Below are 16737 nucleotides of genomic sequence, written 5' to 3'. Positions count from 1 at the left end.
GTTCCGGAGGCCAGACTTCTGTGCTTTGCCTGACTTCCCAAACTGCCTGCTTCGCAGTCAATTCGTGAAGTCGTGCAAATGCTCGAAGTCTAGGCGGGCCTCCTGCACTCTCTGGATTGAAACGAGTTCCACAGGGGCAACCCATTCCGGTTAAGCCTATTTCACGAATCACTCGCAAAGTACGCGAGCAATTTGTGGAATTGTCTTAATCCTCGTGGGCTGACCGCCCCTGTTGCACTCTCTAGTTTTCGTTCAACTGTCCCAATACTCTATCATAACTAGGTTCATCTGTTTGTACTGGCATGATTTCTGAATAGCTGATTTCATCATTCTTATCAACCACCCAAACTGAACGGGCTAGGATGTTTAGGTCTTTTATCCAAAGGTTTGATTTCTTACCGAAGTCGTGGTCGACGTCTGATAGCATTCTCATGTTCTTAACGTTTTCAGCGGCGCACCAGTTGCTTTGTTCTTCTACTGTATTAGTAGAGATGGTTACGAAGTTGATGCTTGAGTGGGCGTCTACTTCTTCGTTAAAGTGCTTTGTTTGAATGCTGCATACGCTTGTGTTGATGTTTGGCACAACACTGATTAAGAGTGTCTTGTCTAGCAAGTCGCTTAATTTGACTTCGTTGTTGTCTTTGTCTAAAACAGTGAAGTCAGGGAATTTTTCACCTACTGACAATGGTTTTCCAATTGTTGAAACTGTATTTCCTTTAAACTCGAGATCCATAAAGAATCACACCTTTCTTTTTGACATAGATATATTATAAGTTAGTTCAAAATGAAAGCCTAGAAATAAGATTACAAATTAAAGACGTACGAGGTCACGAAATGTTACTAATAGGAAGAAAAATAAAAATACGTAATTTTGAAAAGGCTGATTTGAAGCCTTTTCTTGAATTGGTCAAAGACAAGAATAACCACGATTCCTCAGGCCTGGAGTACACCACCGACGAAAAATTTGGTGCGGATATTTTCGACCTCTATTTGCGTCGAGAAGATGTTTATGCGATTGCTTTAAAGGATAATGACTTGATGATCGGGCTGATTGAGCTAAATAAACGGGGCGTGACACAAACTCTGCTTGCTACCAGAGAAATCGGTTTCGTGATTGATAAAAAATTTCGACACAAGGGTTATGCCAAAGAAGCGGTGCAGTTGTTGATTGACTACGGTTTCAATGAGCTTAAGTTAACGGAAATTTGGGCTGGCAGTCGAGAAGACAATCCTATCTCCCAGAAACTCTTAGAAAAATTAAAGTTCGAATACATCTATAAAGTAAATCAAGCGGTTCCATACGTATCACAGGTTAATATCGTTAAGTATTATCTTTTAAAAAAATAATTCATTTCTTGTAAGAATTTCTTAATTATTTCGGACTATTCATGGCGTAGACAGATGGTATTATACAAAGCGTAAGGAGAAAACAAACAAGACTTTTGATGAGAGGTTTTTTATATGAAGAAGAAAATGAGATCTAGAAAAAGTCTCACAGTCAAAAAGCGAATGTTCGGTTTCTTCGCAATTGCCGTTATATTGTTGGGTGTGATTGGTGGATTTGGTTTTACACAAGTAATTGCCGAATCCAACAGTACGACAGGAGGTGGCGCTGACAGATCGGCACCAGTTGCAGTTGTCGCCAGCAAGTCAGACGCTGCTGATACTGACTTAGGTGGCGGTAATGCTTCAAATGCTAATGTAGTGTTGAATTCCGATAATACTGGAACTAGTACAGGCGATAGCAATAAAGCTTCGATGAAGAATACTGGTACGACCGATACTACTCCGTCAGTGAATGTCAACAACATGTCATCATATCCACAAACGGGAGATGCACATGATACCGGATTGATCATAACAGGATTTTCAATCTTAATTGGTCTATTCGCTTTTTATGGTTATAAGCTCCGTAAAAGCTTAAGAATTTCGTGAGTTTCTAAGGTTTCAAGTGATTCAATTATGATAAATAACTTTTACGAATAATGAGATGTACGAGTTGTAAAATTTGTTATTATCTAATTGTAATCAAGTAAGACAAAAAACAAAAAAATAATTTTCTATATCAGGGAGGATATATCATGAAATTATCAAGAAACGTCTTAGTAGGATCACTAGCAACAGCAGGAATGGTTTTAGGAGCACTTGCACCAGCACTTACAGCACAAGCTGCAACAACATCAGGAACAGTTGATCCATCAACTGGTAAAGTTTCAGGAACAGTTGATTCAGAAACTGGTAAATATAAAACATCGGCAACAGATTCACTACCAGATGGTGGATTAGCAATTGCTTATGATGATGGTACAACTGATACAATTGGTGAAGCATCCGCACAATCAAATGCTAACGTTAAAGTTGTTGACGGACTATTAGTACTTGACCAAGTTCCTGACTTTGGATTTGGTACAGCTGCAATGGGTTCAACAGTTGATTTGAACAATAACAAATATAACGATCAAGCAACAGATTCAGAAAATGCATCAGCTGTTAAAGTTATTGAATCACGTTCTGGCCAACCTGGTTTCACTTTAAATGCAAGTATGTCACTATTTACAGATGGATCTACTGCTGCAGGTAAGGCATTTACAATGACATTAAACCCAGTTGGATTGACAAATGATGAAGGTGCTAATGTAGCAAACGAAGGTGCATCGTTAAAGACTGAAGAAGCTCCTATTACAGCAAGTGCAACCGCAGCACCTCAAACAGTTATAGATTTAGCTTCAGGTACATATAAAGCAGGTAGTATCAATGCCACATATAGTACTCCTGATTCAGCTTCATTGAAGCTAGTGGATGGAACTAATGGTTCAACAAGTTCTGATGCAAAAGATGCAGCTGTGAAGTCATATAATTCAACAATCACATGGACATTAGCTGCAAAACCAACAAAAACAGGAACAACAACAGCACCAGATGCTGGATAGTTTGAAATTATAAGAGTAATAAATTTATTATAAATAAAGAAACCACTACTACATTAGTAGTGGTTTTTATTTTATAATGTAATCGGTTGTAATTAATTTTATATCTGGGGAGGTATAGGATGAATAAAAGAAAATTAAGAATCTTTTCGATATTATTGTTTTTTATAACAATTTTTGCAATAGGTTCTAATAATACAAATGTCAAGGCTGCAGGTTCTTCTGGAGATTATTCTCTTAAGGTTGGTGGTTCAAATACTGATAATTTGAATATTGATGGTGGCAATTATTATATTACTGGTAATCCTGGCCAATCTGTTGATTTGAAATTAATGGTTATCAATAGCGCTAATAGAACTAGACAATTCAAATTTAATGTAACAACGGCTTATACGACAGATAGTGGAGCAATTGGCTATAATAAATTAAAAGTTACTGACCCATCTTTGAAAATTCAGACACGCAGTTTAGCAACTCCTAAGAAAGCGGTTTTTTCCGTTCCTGGAAATAAGACAGCAACGTTGACTTTTAAGATGAAAGTTCCTGAAAAGAAATTCAATGGTACTTTGATGGGTGGTGTTTCAGTAGCCCCTTATAAAGAAAAAGCTAAAGGAACTGTTTCTAAGAATGGTACGTTGATTAAAAATAGATTTAGCTATTCTATTCCTATTCAAATTCGTCAAAGTGGTAATAAATCTGTTGAGCCTAAATACTCCATCAGATCTGTTAAGCCAGCATTAACAAATACATCCAATGGTAAAAATCAAGGTGTTAAGGCTAATATTCATAATTCTACTAATTCTTATGCTGGTACTTTGAAAGCACACGCGGTCATTACTAAAAAGGGTGATAAAGATTTCAAGATAACTGAGGATTCTCAAGCGGATATTGTACCAACGACAAACTTCAATATGGGAATCTCATGGGGTAAAAAGTCATTGCAATCTGGTGATTATCACTTGAAGTTAACTTACAAGACTGAAGGTGGCATCAAGAGCTGGGTTCTCAACAAGGACTTCACTATTACTAATAACGATGCTGCTAAATACAACAAGCTAGCAGGTATCAAGCCAAACTATCTCTGGTTATACATTCTTCTAGCAATTCTTGCATTAGCAATTATCCTCGGCTTAGGTATTTACTTAGGTAAGAGAAATAATAACAAGAATAATAATGGCAATAATAATTCTGGTAATAATACGAGAAGACGTCGTCGTTAATAAAAAATAAATTAAGCTGTTCCAACACTTGGAGCAGCTTTTTTAGTATCATGTATTACATAAGGTCTCTGATTAGAGGATTATTATGAATAAAAAAATTATCTATTTTATATCAATTATTTTCTTTGCATTAGTTACTTTTATTATCAAGCCGCAAGCTGTAAAAGCTGACTTAAACGGCATAACCGTTACGCCTTTGATTGAGAACGATTCAGATGTTACTGATCGTTTTCAAATCGTGGGGAAGTCTAAGGGCGTGCGGACATTAAAAATATCAATTTCTAATTTTGGGGTTAGAAAAGCTAACTTACGAGTTGTACCAACGAATGCCACGACATCGATGGATGGCAAAATCGTCTATACGCAAAATGTTAAAGCAGGACAGTATGGCTTGAAGTATGCTTTTTCTGATATGACTAAACCGCAAACTGTCTTAGTACGTCCTAATAAAACTAAGGATTTAACTTTTAAAGTCAAATTGCCTAGTGGAAATATTAAAGGGTTGTTATTAGGTGGTTTCAATATTTATGATACTGGCAATCAAGTTCCTGGTAATGCGGATGTTCCAGTTTGGATTACCGATGATAATAAACCAGTCGGCGGAATATTGAGTTTGCACAATTTGGGATTAGATGTCATCAGAAAAAAGCCACATATAATTATCAATCTCCAAAATAAAGAACCGGGAATCATGAAAAATGTCATCGTTCATATGACAGTTAAGCGCAAGAGTTGGCTTGATCGATTCAATCTCGGTCCTAAAAAGATGCAAGTTGATACGACTTATCCAAAGGTTGCACCTAACTCTCGTATTCCAGTTGACTTTGACCAAAATACTACGCCGATTCAAGCAGGCAAGTATGTCGTCAAAGGGGCCGCTCGTAGTGGCAAAGCAACTTGGACGTTCCATAAAACTTACACAATTACTCAAGAACAAGCCAATGATATTAATAAACGTTGCAAGGGTTTGATATATAATAAGACTACAACATATATCTTGATTGTCTGCGTCTTGGTTTCAATCATCTTCTTAATTTTCTGGGCAATCTGGTATTCAGGTAGGAGCTAAAAGTATGAAGAAACGAATAATTATCTTTTTTTCAACATTATTATTGCTCTTGGCAACTATTTTGCCATTTGCGACAACAATTAAAGCTGACTCTGATAAGTCCTATGCCATTCAGGCAATTTTGCCGAATAATCAGATTAATAAAGATGAATCTTATTTTGATTTGAAAGTAGAACCAAATAAGGAGCAGACTTTAAAAGTTTTGATTGCTAATACGGGGAGCAAACCTATTACCGTCAAAGCAGAAGTCAATAATGCCTATACAGCAGATTCAGGGGTCATCGGCTATGACAAATATGATGCCAAGCCTTACAAGTCTAAACTGCCATCTTTGACCTCGTTAGTTGATGGCAAACGTAAGCAAGTCGTTAAGTTAAAGACTGGGGAAAACAAGACAGTCGAATTTAAGGTGAAATCACCAGCTTCCGAATATGCTGGTATTATTTTGGGTGGTGTCACGACAACGGCGTCAGTCAGTCCTACCAAATCAAAGAATATCAACATCAAGAATCAAGTTCACTACGTTAAAGGCGTCGTGCTTCGTTCAAAAGATGATGGGGTCATGCCAGATATGCATTTGACTTCAGCTGCTCCTAAAGCAGTGGCTGGTTCAACCGGGATTGCCTATACGATGGACAATACCGCACCGATAAACATCAATAAAGTGTCTCTAACAGCTAAAATTAAAAATGGCTCTAAGACGACCAATTACAATGCTGATAACTTGCAGATAGCTCCTAATTCGCGATTTAACTATTTTATTCCAATTAAAAAGTTAACAGCTGGAACTTATAAAGCTCAAATCACTTTAAAGAATAACAATGGCTTTAATAAGTCATTCAACTACAATATTACCGTTAAACAAAGAGAAGCTGATAACGTGACTGAAGCAGCCACGCCTAAGCAACAAACTAACAATAAACAGTGGATAGCTATTATTGTTGGCATCATCGTTTTAATAGCGGTCGTCGTTTGGATGTATCTCTACTATTCACAACGTAACAAGGGTGATGGCCCTAAGAAAGGCCGCGGCAAGTTCAGATTGCCAAATAAGAAACAAACTGATGATTCTAAGAAGACTCGTTCAGGCGACACTAGATCGTCGCGTCATAAGAAATAATCTAGTTCAAAACAAATAGGCCAAGGTAATCCATTTTGATTACCTTGGCCTATTTCTTAATGCTTTAAAGTGCTTTTTTCTTCTTTTTATTATCAATTTTATTTTTGAGTTTCTTCACATAAACTGCATTCAGTTGAATCAGCAACCAAATATAGTCTGGTCTTGTCGAAGAAATATCCCAAGTAATCACTTTTAGATTCTCTGGATATTTCTTTTTTTCGATATCTAATGGCAAGACGTCTAAAGATGTTATCAAAACATCGACATTTTCGTAAACGTTGCTTGGAACGATTTCAACGAACTTCAAAGTTCTGATATTCCTCAAAACTACTTCAGCTGCTTGGTTACCAGGATCAATCAAAACTTTGACCTTGATAACGTCTTCCTCACGAATCGTGGAGATGTAACTTGGCAAGACCTGATAAAGATTTCTAGAAATCAATTCGGATGCATTATAGATACCAGTAAATTCGTTTTGGTCAACGTTTGAGAAGAATTTATAGATATCTTTATATAAATCCGTATAAACTCGTTCTTCATCGGAAGTGTACATCGTATCTAGATGCATGATTGAATAAGGCGCCATAATATAATAGAATACGATGTCTCTTGTGACGTAGGTCATGATGTGTTTCAAAGTCTTTTGATTGTGATAAACACTCATGTCGTCGTGATAATGTTCTTTCAAAAAATCTATAAAGTGATAAACGAGCGCATAGAATTTCGGGTTGATTCTAGCATTAGCGTTGATTGGTTGTTCAAAAGCCGTATCGCTAGGTTGAAAAGCGGTCTTTCTAAAGAGATTGACTAACTTATTTTCATTATCCAACGCCAAAATAGGCACAATTGGATAATCCTCATGGGTCAAGATATCCTGACCAAGCATTTGATCACCGAAAACATCGTTATAATAAGGCAATTCTTCGATGTAGTTACGTTTGATAAGTCTAATCCGTGAAATAGCTAAAAAATATTTTAATTGAATATGAACGATTGGATTATCGAATTTGATCCCCGCGCGTCCGATAATCTGGTCGATTGAATTTTCTTGGATTAGTGTAAAAGGCCATTCTTGACCGTGATAAGTGTACCAATAAACATAATATGCCATCCAGCGGATATTCTTTTCGTTTCCTTTGATTTCTAGTGTCGAGTTAGAAATCTTCAGGCCAAAATTCTTTAAGAATGCACGGAATTTTGACATCCGTCGGTTCAAAGTTGACTTACTGGTAAAGTGGTCGCTACTAAAACTTTCAAATGAAGGATTAGAACTAGTCAATCCATAATTGAAAGCTTGGAAAACGATGGAATTTTTAACCAAGTATAGTCGATAAGTATCGATGGCAATTTTGCTGAAGTCGATTGATTCTATCTTTGTATCGCTAGCATCAATATCGGGAGCGACGTCAGCAAGGTCTTCTAGTAATGCTTGGAAAATATTATATGTTTTTTGGTAGGTGAATTGTAGTCGGTTACTGATATTACTCAAGTTTACTTCACGAGGAGGTAACGATTTAATCACAGTTAGCATGTGGTATTTCTCAACGTCTTGCTTACTAAGAAAATTTGCTCCAACATATGTCTTCCCCCGGTAACGTTATAATTAAAAAAGTTTAATAATATACGAAACACTACTTGCTACTATCTTAACATTTATTTATAATGTTTTGTAATCAGATAGAGGTGCAATCTTTATTATTAGTATTTTTGAGTGCGGATAGGGTACTTTGAAAAAATATGAAAGGAAAGTTTGCCGAAATCATGTTATCCCTACTTGGTAATTTGATTGGGCTATTGCTTAATAGGCAGTAGACTGTCGCTTTTTGCGTTGAGCTATTGATTAATGGGATAATTATAATCCTTATTGTCGGTAGTTCCTCTGATAATAAGGATTTTTTTTATATCCAAAAAGGGGAATGAAAGATGGAAAATAATGATGTGAATAGGTCGTTGAAGACCCGTCACTTATCGATGATTGCGCTTGGTGGTTCAATTGGAACTGGGCTCTTTGTCGCAAGTGGCTCGTCGATTTCAACAGCTGGTCCAGGAGGAGCTTTGATAGCTTATGTGGCTATCGGTATCATGGTGTACTTCTTGATGACTAGTCTAGGAGAAATGGCAACATATATGCCAGTCTCTGGATCGTTCGCTACATATGCAACAAAATTTATCGACCCTGCTTTTGGGTTTGCGCTAGGTTGGAATTACTGGTTCAACTGGGCTATCACACTGGCAGTCGACCTATCTACAATTTCTTTAGTAGTTAAGTATTGGTTCCCAAGCTGGACTTCGTGGAAAATCAGTTTGACGTTCATGATAATCCTCTTGGTAATTAATTTTATTTCGGTAAGTTCATTTGGAGAAACAGAATATTGGTTGTCATCAATCAAGGTTACCGCCGTTATTATCTTCTTGATTGTTGGTATTTTAAGCATTCTTGGTATTTTAGGTAATCAAAACTTTGTCGGATTGACAAATTATTCATATAAGAAGGCACCTTTTGTCGGAGGAATACCGGCAATCCTAAGCGTCTTCGTCGTTGCTGGGTTCTCATTTCAGGGAACTGAATTGATCGGTATCACAGCTGGTGAATCAGCAACGCCAGAAAAGAGTATTCCTAAGGCTATCAAACAAGTCTTTTGGAGAATCCTTCTATTTTATATTTTATCAATCGCTGTTATTGGTGCCTTGATTCCTTATACAAGTCCTAACTTGTTGGGTTCAGGTGCTGGCGATATTGCTATCAGTCCATTTACGATTGTCTTTAAGAAAGTCGGGATTCCTTTAGCCGCTGGAGTCATGAATGCTGTAATTTTAACTTCGGTTATTTCAGCTGCTAACTCAGGTCTTTATGCTGCTAGTCGGATGCTTTGGTCAATGAGTAAAAATGGCATGGCACCTAAGGCTTTTCAAAGAACTAATGGTCGTGGGGTTCCCGTCTTCTCACTTCTTTTGACAGCGCTAATTGGAGCCATCGCGCTATTTACAAGTTTATATGGCGACTCATTTTATGAATTACTAGTTGCTGCTAGTGGGTTGACTGGATTTATCGCTTGGCTGGGAATCGCTTTTTCCCATTACCGCTTCAGAAAGGCTTACCTATATAAGGGATACAGTCTCGATGATTTGAGATACAAGGCTAAGTGGTTCCCATTTGGTCCAATTTTAGCCATTATCTTAGGTATCATTATTATTTTGGGTCAAGATGTTCGTTCAATGGTTAATTTCAACTTTGGACGTTTATTGATTAGTTACAGTGGTTTGATTATTCTCTTTATTTGCTGGGCTTACTACAAGATTAAGCATAAGACTAAGTTCTTGAAACTTGAAGATATCGATGTTGAGCAAGAAAAGAAGGATAATCATTACTAGTTGAAATTTGTGATGCTTTAAACTATTATTAAAGATGAATATAACGCTAAAAGAGTGCCTACTCACAAACCCTTCAGAGAGACGATGGTCGGTGTGAATCGTTAAGGTTTTTATTCCAGCATTCTATGGTAACGGGTAATTCCGTTCGGTTTGATCCGATAAAATCTGAAAGTGCAGTGTATTTGCATACGCTGAAACTGGGTGGTACCGCGAATAGTCGATTCGTCCCTTTATTGGGATGAATCGGCTATTTTTTATGCGTTAGTTTTTATCAAAACTGTTTACTTATGTGGCACAGTTAAAATATAGGAGGTTGGTCATGTTAGACATTAAGTTGATTAGAAAAGATCCAGATTGGATTAAGGATAAATTAGCTTCACGTGGCGTTAAGGCTGAAGAAATCGATGAATTGCTTTCATACGATGAAAAGCGTCGTGACTTGTTAGTTAAGACTGAAACATTGAAAGAAAAGAGAAATAAGGTTTCTCAAGATATTGCAACAAAGAAACGCAACAAGGAAAGTGCTGACGATGAAATTGCTGCTATGAAACAAGTTGGTAGCGATATTAAGTCAATCGATAGTGAACTTGAAGAAGCTCAAGAAAAGATGAATTATATTTTGGTTCGTCTTCCTAATATTCCCGACGATTCTGTTCCTGTTGGACCTGACGAAAGCACTAATGTGGAAATCAGAAAGGTTGGCGCTATTCCTAAGGAAGGCTTCAAACCTCGCCACCACTGGGATATCGGTGAAGAACTAGGAATCTTAGACTTTGAACAAGCTACAAAGGTTTCTGGTAGTCGTTTCGTTTACTACATTGGTATGGGTGCCAGATTGGAACGTGCAGTTTATAATTTCATGTTGGATCAACACCAAAAGGAAGGCTATACCGAAGTAATTCCTCCATACTTAGTTAACAACGATGCTATGTTTGGTACTAGTCAATTTCCTAAGTTTACTGAAGACGTTTATACCGTAATGGTCGACGAAAACCCATTGACTTTGATTCCAACTGCTGAAGTTCCATTGACGAACTACTTTGCTGATAAGATTTTGGATGAAAAAGACTTGCCTAAGTATGTCACAGCTCTAACACCTTGCTTCCGTTCTGAAGCTGGTTCTGCTGGTCGTGATACTCGTGGTTTGATTAGAATGCACCAATTCAACAAGGTCGAAATGGTTAAGGTGGCAAAGCCTGAAGAATCATACGACGAATTGGAGAAGTTGACAGCTAATGCTGAAAACATTTTGCAACAATTAGGACTTCCATATCACGTTATCGTTCTTTCAAGTGGGGATGCAAGTTTCAGTTCTGCTAAGACTTATGACCTTGAAGTTTGGATGCCTGCTCAAGACAAGTATCGTGAAGTTTCAAGTTGTTCAAACTGTCTTGATTTCCAAGCTCGTCGTGCTCACATTCGTTATCGTGATGCTAATGGCAAGACTAGATTGGCTCACACATTGAATGGTTCAGGACTAGCTGCTGGTCGTACAGTTGCTGCAATTCTTGAAAACAATCAAAATGAAGACGGATCAGTAACAATTCCCGATGTTTTAGTACCATATATGGGTGGCGTAACAAAAATTACTAAAGAAAATGCCAAATAGTTATTGACCTAAAGCCGATAAATTGATAAAATTTAATAGTTCTGTTAAAGAGCTATTGAATTATTCCGGATTAGCTCAGTTGGTAGAGCATCTGACTGTTAATCAGGGTGTCGTCAGTTCGAGTCTGACATCCGGAGTTATAATACTTAGGAAAACCTAGGTGTCCAATAAATTACATCTAGTTCAAAGAATTAGATGTAATTTTTTTATAGGTTTTTCTTTATTTTTGCCGTCTTAGCTCAGTTGGTAGAGCATCGGTATCGTAAACCGGCGGTCACAGGTTCAAATCCTGCAGACGGCATAGATAATGAAGTGAAATATCCTTCCAAGTAAACGTTGAGTAATCAACGTTTACTTTTTTTTTGCAAAAAAACACGATAACCAATCTTTTGATTATCGTGTTTATTACTTTAATTAAATTATTTTATTTGGTTTAAAGCATTTTGAACAGCTTCTTTAATTGCCTTACTTGAAGCGGAAGCACCAGAAACTGTATCAACATCAGTTGAGTTCTTCTCAACGATTTCTTGAGGAAGTTCTTTAACAGCTTTCAGTCCGTAATCGTCAGATTCGCTTTGTTTCAAAATTTCGATATTTTCGATATCGGATTTATTTTTGGCAGTGACCCGAACAACGATTTCATTGCCCATGCCAGCAGTTGACTTGCCGATATATTGGTTAGCTTTAGTTTCAAAATGTTCTTCACCAACATCAGAGCCTAAACCAGATTCGTGAACGCTAGCTGAAGAATTGGCATCAGTTTGGACTGTTTCAACTTTAATTTCAGGTTTCTTTTCGGCAGCATTTTCACCGGCAATTTTACCGAAGATTAAATTCTCAGCTAGGTTGCTGCCACCGTTATACTGACGTCCCATCAAACTGCCCAATTCACCAGCAGCATAGAGATGTGGTATAACGGCGTTATCATTGTCGACGACCTCAGCCTTGGAGTTGTGAACCGGTCCACCTTGGGTATTCAACAATCCTTGGACCATTGCCAAAGCGTAATAGGGACCATCGTTATCAAAGGCTGTTAGAGTTTTTGCATCACGGTTATAAGCATAATCGTGTTTTATCTCGGCAAAATGATTGAAGTCTTTAATCGTTTCTTTTAGTTTATCAACTGATACATTCATTACTTTACTTAGACTTGCTAAGTCGTCAGCTTTAACGACTGCCTTTAAAAATTCTGGATAAGGAGCATTCTTGTCGTTTTTCAATTCATCGTATTTCTTTTGATCGAAGACGACGTAAGGGTGGCGTTGAGCATTTGGGATTCTCCAATTGCCGTGATCTTTGATGTGTCCATGTCTATGGATTTCATTTTCATCGAAGTAACGAGTTCCATCGTCTCCAACAACAATCAAGCTGCCTTGATGGAAGGCTGGCCAATCGAAGGGAAGAAATTGCGAACGTTTGCCGTCAGCAGGCTTTGGAGTTAGGCCATGAAAGATGCCATATGATTCATAGTTGTTCATGTTGTAAAGTTGAGCACCAACTTCGCTAGCCATCTTAACGCCGATACCTTTGTTATAAAGCGAACCGATTGGGTTCAAACTAGTTTCACCAAGATAGTTTTCAACCATCTTGTGGTTATTTTCAAAGCCACCTGTTGCCAATACGACGCCGTTATTTGCACGGACGTTGAGCAGTTTACCGTTACGCTTGATTTGAACGCCGACGATTGCCTTAGTTTCAGGGTTTTGAATCAAGTGTTCTGCTGGCGTTTCATACAAAACGTCAATTTTATCAGCACGGTCTAAAACTTGTTGACGAAGGTTCTTCCAAAGGGCTGAATCAGCGACACCTTCGTGAACAGCAACTAAATCATGAGTAGCTTGACCACGAAATTCGGGGTATTCGTGAGCCATAAAGTGCAAGGCTTTTGAAACCGGTGAGTCAGGGTGTTTTCTCATGATAAATGGCTTAACGCCCAAATATTTTTCTAAGTAATCAGGGATATTATAAAGTCCCTTAACATAAGTCTCCATTAAATCTTTATCGTATGATAAAGGAAATGCAAGGTCTTGATAATATTTTCTCAAGTCATCTAAGTTAGAACCTGAAGAAATAACTTGACCAGCATAACGGGTATTTCCACCTTCATGACCCTCTGGAGCAGAGTCTGTAATCAAAACTTTACTATCGTTATCCGCAGCAAATCTAGCGGCAGATGCACCTGCGCCACCAAAACCTAAGACAATGACGTCATAACTTGCATCCCATTTTATTTTTGAATCCTCAAACATTTAATTCACTCCATTTCCTCACAATGTTAGGATTAATATACCGCTAATTTGTGATATTGTGAATAAGTTCCCTTTGTCGAGAACGACAATTAGAGCTATCATGAGAGAGCTTGCAAGTGTTTATCTATTTTGAAAACGAATTGAGGATTTTCCATGGGATTAATAAATAAGAGCTATTACGCTTTAGGAACGCTGATAAATTTATCAGTCGCAAAACCCAGTAGCATCGATGATTTAGATGCTGGTTATGCGCTGATTCAAAAGTTTGAAGATAAATTAACTGTCAATCGAAAGGAATCTGAGGTCATGTCGATTAACCACCAAGCAGGTAAAAGACCAGTCTCAGTTTCGCTCGATACTTATAATTTGATTAAAAGAGCTGTTTTAGTCAGCCAAAAGCACTTAGGCTTCAATGTTGCTATCGGTCCCTTGGTCAAGCTGTGGAAAATTGGCTTTAAGGGTGCCAATAAACCAAGCGATGAAGATATTCAAGCACGTTTGAAAATTATTGATCCAGAAAAAATTATTTTAGACGATGCAAAACAATCCGTCTTCTTACAAGAAAAGGGTATGGAGATTGATTTAGGTGGTATCGCTAAAGGCTATATTGCTGATGAAATTAAAAAATTGTGGTTAAAACGAAATGTCAAAACCGGAATTATTGATTTAGGTGGCAACGTCTCATTAGTAGGACCAAGTCTACATGAAGATGGTTTGTGGAATATCGGCGTTCAAAATCCTCTTAAACCTCGTGATGTTTCATTAGGAGTCTTACGTACTCCTGAAAAATCGATTGGTACTTCAGGAATTTATGAGCGTAAATTAGTTGTTGACGGTCATGAATATCATCACATGTTCGACTCAAGAACTGGTTATCCGATTCAAAATAATTTAGCCAGCGTCACGATTGTCAGCGATAAATCTATCGATGGCGAAATTTGGTCGACCTTAGGATTTTATCAAGGTATTGAAAAAGGCAAAGCGATGATTGAAGCTCAACGAGGGATTGAGGCTGTTTTCATAACTAAAGACTTGGAAACTGTTGTAACTAGTGGCTTGAATAATTTCAAACTAATATAAGTATTTTATATATTACTAATATAAAAAAGTATATTGATTTAATTAGTGAAACATTTTACAATGAGCTTGGGAAATTAATATAAATGGGATGATTTTTGATATGAATAAATTTATAGCAATTGTTGGATCAAATTCAAAGAAGTCGACTAATCGTGAATTATTGCAGTATATGAAGCAACATTTTCAGACCAGTGCTGAAATTGAGTTAGTCGAAATCAAAGGGTTGCCACTCTATAAGAAGACGCCTGATCAATTCGTTCCGCAACGGGCTAAAGATATTGCCAAAAAAATTGTGGATTCAGATGGCGTTATTATTGCTACACCTGAATATGACCATTCAATCCCCGCAGCTTTATCCAGCGCTCTAGCTTGGTTGTCATATGGCATTCATCCATTCGTGGATAAGCCAGTGATGATTACTGGAGCTTCTTATGGATCACTGGGTTCATCACGAGCTCAATCGCAACTGCGCCAAATTTTAGATTCACCTGAACTAAAAGCTCGCATCATGCCAAGTTCGGAATTTTTGTTAGCACATTCATTGCAGGCTTTCGATGAAAAGGGCAATTTAGCAGATAAAAAGGTTTCAAAACAACTTGATGGACTCTTTAAAGACTTTTTGCAATTCGTTAATATCTCTAAGCAATTAAATAACGCCAGTGATATCAACAAGCAAAAGGCAAAAGATTTCTCATGGGATAAAGATTAGGAGGAAAAGATATGAAATTAGTAGGTATTGCCGGTTCAATCGCTGAACAATCATACAATCGGACTTTATTGAAGTTTATTGCAAAACATTTTGAAGGTTTAGTTGATATCGATGTCTTAGATATCAATGACGTACCAATGTTTTGCCAAGATGACGACCAAACTAATAGTCCTGCTATTCAAGATTTGAATAAGAAAATCAGTGCTGCTGACGGAGTTATCATTGCTACTCCAGAACACAATCACAGTGTCCCTGCTGCTTTAAAGAACGTCATCGAATGGCTCTCATATAAGATTCATCCTCTGGATGGAAAGCCAGTTATGATTGTTGGAGCATCCTATCACTCACAAGGGTCAGCCCGCGCACAGTTGCATTTGCGTCAGATTCTTGAAGCTCCTGGTGTTAATGCAGTTGTTTTGCCCGGAAATGAATTCTTGTTGGGTAATGTCAAAGAAGCCTTCGATGAAAATAATGATTTAAAAGACCAAAGAACGATTGATTTCTTACAGACGACCTTGCAGAATTTCATCAAATTTGCTCGTGTCATCAATATGATTGGTACGACAAACGATTATGAAGATGAAGATCTCAGTGCCAAGACTGGTACCGATACTACGGTCAAAGGTGTTGAGATGAACGACGACGATTGGCTCGACAAGGCTGCTAAAAAGGTCAATGCAGTTGAGGGTAATAGCTACGTCAAACTTGACAGTGGACTTCTAACAGTCAATCAGTTGAATTACTTCTTGAAGACGATTCCTCTAGAATTGACTTACGTTGACGAGAACAACCAATTTATTTATTACAATAGAGCTCTACCAACTGAGAAGATGTTGGCTAAGAGAACGCCTGCTCAAGTTGGAGATAGTCTTGATAAGGTCCATCCCGATATAAAGCGTGTTATTAAACATGTCAAACAAGTTATCAATGAGTTGAGAACTGGTAAATCAGACCTTGTCTCGATGCCCGTACCTGGCGATGAAGAAAAAAGCCACGTGATGCACTATTATAAGGCAATGCATGATGAGGATAATAATTACAAAGGCGTTAATGAATGGGCAGTTGATTTGAAGCCAATTGTTGACTATTACTTGCAAGCAACTGGTCAAAAATTAGTTGCTGATCCAAATAGTCAAGTTGATGCCACTTCTGGTGCTTCAAAACAACCGGCTAAACCAGAAGTAAAAGTTGATGCTACAACCAGTGCTTCTAAGGAAAATTAATTATTAAAGAAAACAAAAGACGACCAACTATTTGAAGTGAACCCTCCTAGTTGGAGTAATCCAACGGGAGGGTTTTCTTTGTTTTCAAAAGATATTAAATTGGCTTGTATAACAGATGTTAATAATGGGTTGCCTATTGTACAAGCTATGAAAAAATAT

The 16737-nt window shown here is 37.6% G+C and carries 14 protein-coding genes, 2 tRNA genes and 1 riboswitch; of the genes, 13 read left to right on the top strand and 3 right to left on the bottom strand.

Annotation, left to right across the window (positions count from 1 at the left end):
• Window positions 1–241: 241 nt before the first annotated feature.
• Entirely contained in the window at window positions 242–733 is a 492-nt protein-coding gene (gene tpx / locus FHL05_RS01515) for a thiol peroxidase (RefSeq protein WP_153385697.1), read from the bottom strand.
• Window positions 734–834: 101 nt separating this feature from the next.
• Between tpx and FHL05_RS01510 the strand changes: the two genes are divergently transcribed.
• The 6 genes from FHL05_RS01510 (at window position 835) to FHL05_RS01485 (ending at window position 6336) form a co-directional block, all read left to right on the top strand.
• Window positions 835–1347, top strand: coding sequence for a GNAT family N-acetyltransferase (locus FHL05_RS01510; RefSeq protein ID WP_153521867.1), 513 nt, complete (start codon window positions 835–837; stop codon window positions 1345–1347).
• A gap of 114 nt (window positions 1348–1461) precedes the next feature.
• Window positions 1462–1935: an LPXTG cell wall anchor domain-containing protein gene (locus FHL05_RS01505; protein WP_153385699.1), complete on the top strand. Its 474-nt coding sequence runs from the start codon at window positions 1462–1464 to the stop codon at window positions 1933–1935.
• 146 nt (window positions 1936–2081) lie between these two features.
• On the top strand, window positions 2082–2930 hold the full coding sequence (locus FHL05_RS01500; RefSeq protein WP_153385700.1) for a WxL domain-containing protein: 849 nt from the start codon (window positions 2082–2084) through the stop codon (window positions 2928–2930).
• Between the two features lie 119 nt (window positions 2931–3049).
• The gene (locus tag FHL05_RS01495; protein WP_153385701.1) at window positions 3050–4147 is read left to right on the top strand and encodes a DUF3324 domain-containing protein; all 1098 of its coding nucleotides are present in this window, start codon (window positions 3050–3052) and stop codon (window positions 4145–4147) included.
• A gap of 85 nt (window positions 4148–4232) precedes the next feature.
• Window positions 4233–5216, top strand: coding sequence for a WxL protein host-binding domain-containing protein (locus FHL05_RS01490; protein WP_153385702.1), 984 nt, complete (start codon window positions 4233–4235; stop codon window positions 5214–5216).
• Between the two features lie 4 nt (window positions 5217–5220).
• Window positions 5221–6336 (top strand): DUF916 domain-containing protein, encoded by a 1116-nt coding sequence (locus tag FHL05_RS01485; protein WP_153521865.1) that lies wholly within the window; start codon window positions 5221–5223, stop codon window positions 6334–6336.
• Window positions 6337–6400: 64 nt separating this feature from the next.
• Here FHL05_RS01485 and FHL05_RS01480 read toward each other — a convergent pair whose 3' ends face one another.
• A complete protein-coding gene (locus FHL05_RS01480; protein WP_153521863.1) occupies window positions 6401–7867 on the bottom strand; it encodes a helix-turn-helix domain-containing protein in 1467 nt (488 codons plus the stop codon).
• A 139-nt stretch (window positions 7868–8006) separates the two neighbouring features.
• Window positions 8007–8180, top strand: a riboswitch (Lysine riboswitch).
• 79 nt (window positions 8181–8259) lie between these two features.
• Between FHL05_RS01480 and FHL05_RS01475 the strand changes: the two genes are divergently transcribed.
• From FHL05_RS01475 to FHL05_RS01460, 4 genes are all read left to right on the top strand, one after another.
• Window positions 8260–9708 (top strand): amino acid permease, encoded by a 1449-nt coding sequence (locus tag FHL05_RS01475; RefSeq protein ID WP_153385706.1) that lies wholly within the window; start codon window positions 8260–8262, stop codon window positions 9706–9708.
• A gap of 319 nt (window positions 9709–10027) precedes the next feature.
• Window positions 10028–11317, top strand: a complete 1290-nt coding sequence (gene serS, locus FHL05_RS01470) for a serine--tRNA ligase (protein ID WP_153385707.1) — start codon at window positions 10028–10030, stop codon at window positions 11315–11317.
• Between the two features lie 64 nt (window positions 11318–11381).
• Window positions 11382–11454, top strand: a tRNA-Asn gene (locus FHL05_RS01465).
• Between the two features lie 91 nt (window positions 11455–11545).
• Window positions 11546–11618, top strand: a tRNA-Thr gene (locus tag FHL05_RS01460).
• Window positions 11619–11736: 118 nt separating this feature from the next.
• Here FHL05_RS01460 and FHL05_RS01455 read toward each other — a convergent pair.
• Entirely contained in the window at window positions 11737–13566 is a 1830-nt protein-coding gene (locus FHL05_RS01455) for an FAD-binding protein (protein WP_153385708.1), read from the bottom strand.
• Window positions 13567–13719: 153 nt separating this feature from the next.
• On the opposite strand from FHL05_RS01455, the gene FHL05_RS01450 reads away from it, so the two are divergent.
• The 3 genes from FHL05_RS01450 (at window position 13720) to FHL05_RS01440 (ending at window position 16578) form a co-directional block, all read left to right on the top strand.
• Window positions 13720–14646 carry an FAD:protein FMN transferase gene (locus FHL05_RS01450; protein ID WP_153385709.1) on the top strand — a complete coding sequence of 309 codons (927 nt, stop codon included), beginning with the start codon at window positions 13720–13722 and terminating at the stop codon, window positions 14644–14646.
• Between the two features lie 100 nt (window positions 14647–14746).
• Window positions 14747–15355: an NADPH-dependent FMN reductase gene (locus FHL05_RS01445; protein ID WP_153385710.1), complete on the top strand. Its 609-nt coding sequence runs from the start codon at window positions 14747–14749 to the stop codon at window positions 15353–15355.
• Window positions 15356–15366: 11 nt separating this feature from the next.
• The gene (locus FHL05_RS01440; protein ID WP_153521861.1) at window positions 15367–16578 is read left to right on the top strand and encodes an NAD(P)H-dependent oxidoreductase; all 1212 of its coding nucleotides are present in this window, start codon (window positions 15367–15369) and stop codon (window positions 16576–16578) included.
• Window positions 16579–16737: the final 159 nt, after the last annotated feature.

Origin of the sequence: Companilactobacillus halodurans, assembly GCF_009600995.1 — a bacterium.
In the GTDB taxonomy this organism is placed as follows: Bacteria; Bacillota; Bacilli; order Lactobacillales; family Lactobacillaceae; genus Companilactobacillus; species Companilactobacillus halodurans.
The sequence above is the reverse complement of the archived record's forward strand: the minus strand, read 5'-3'. Positions and strand labels throughout refer to the sequence as shown.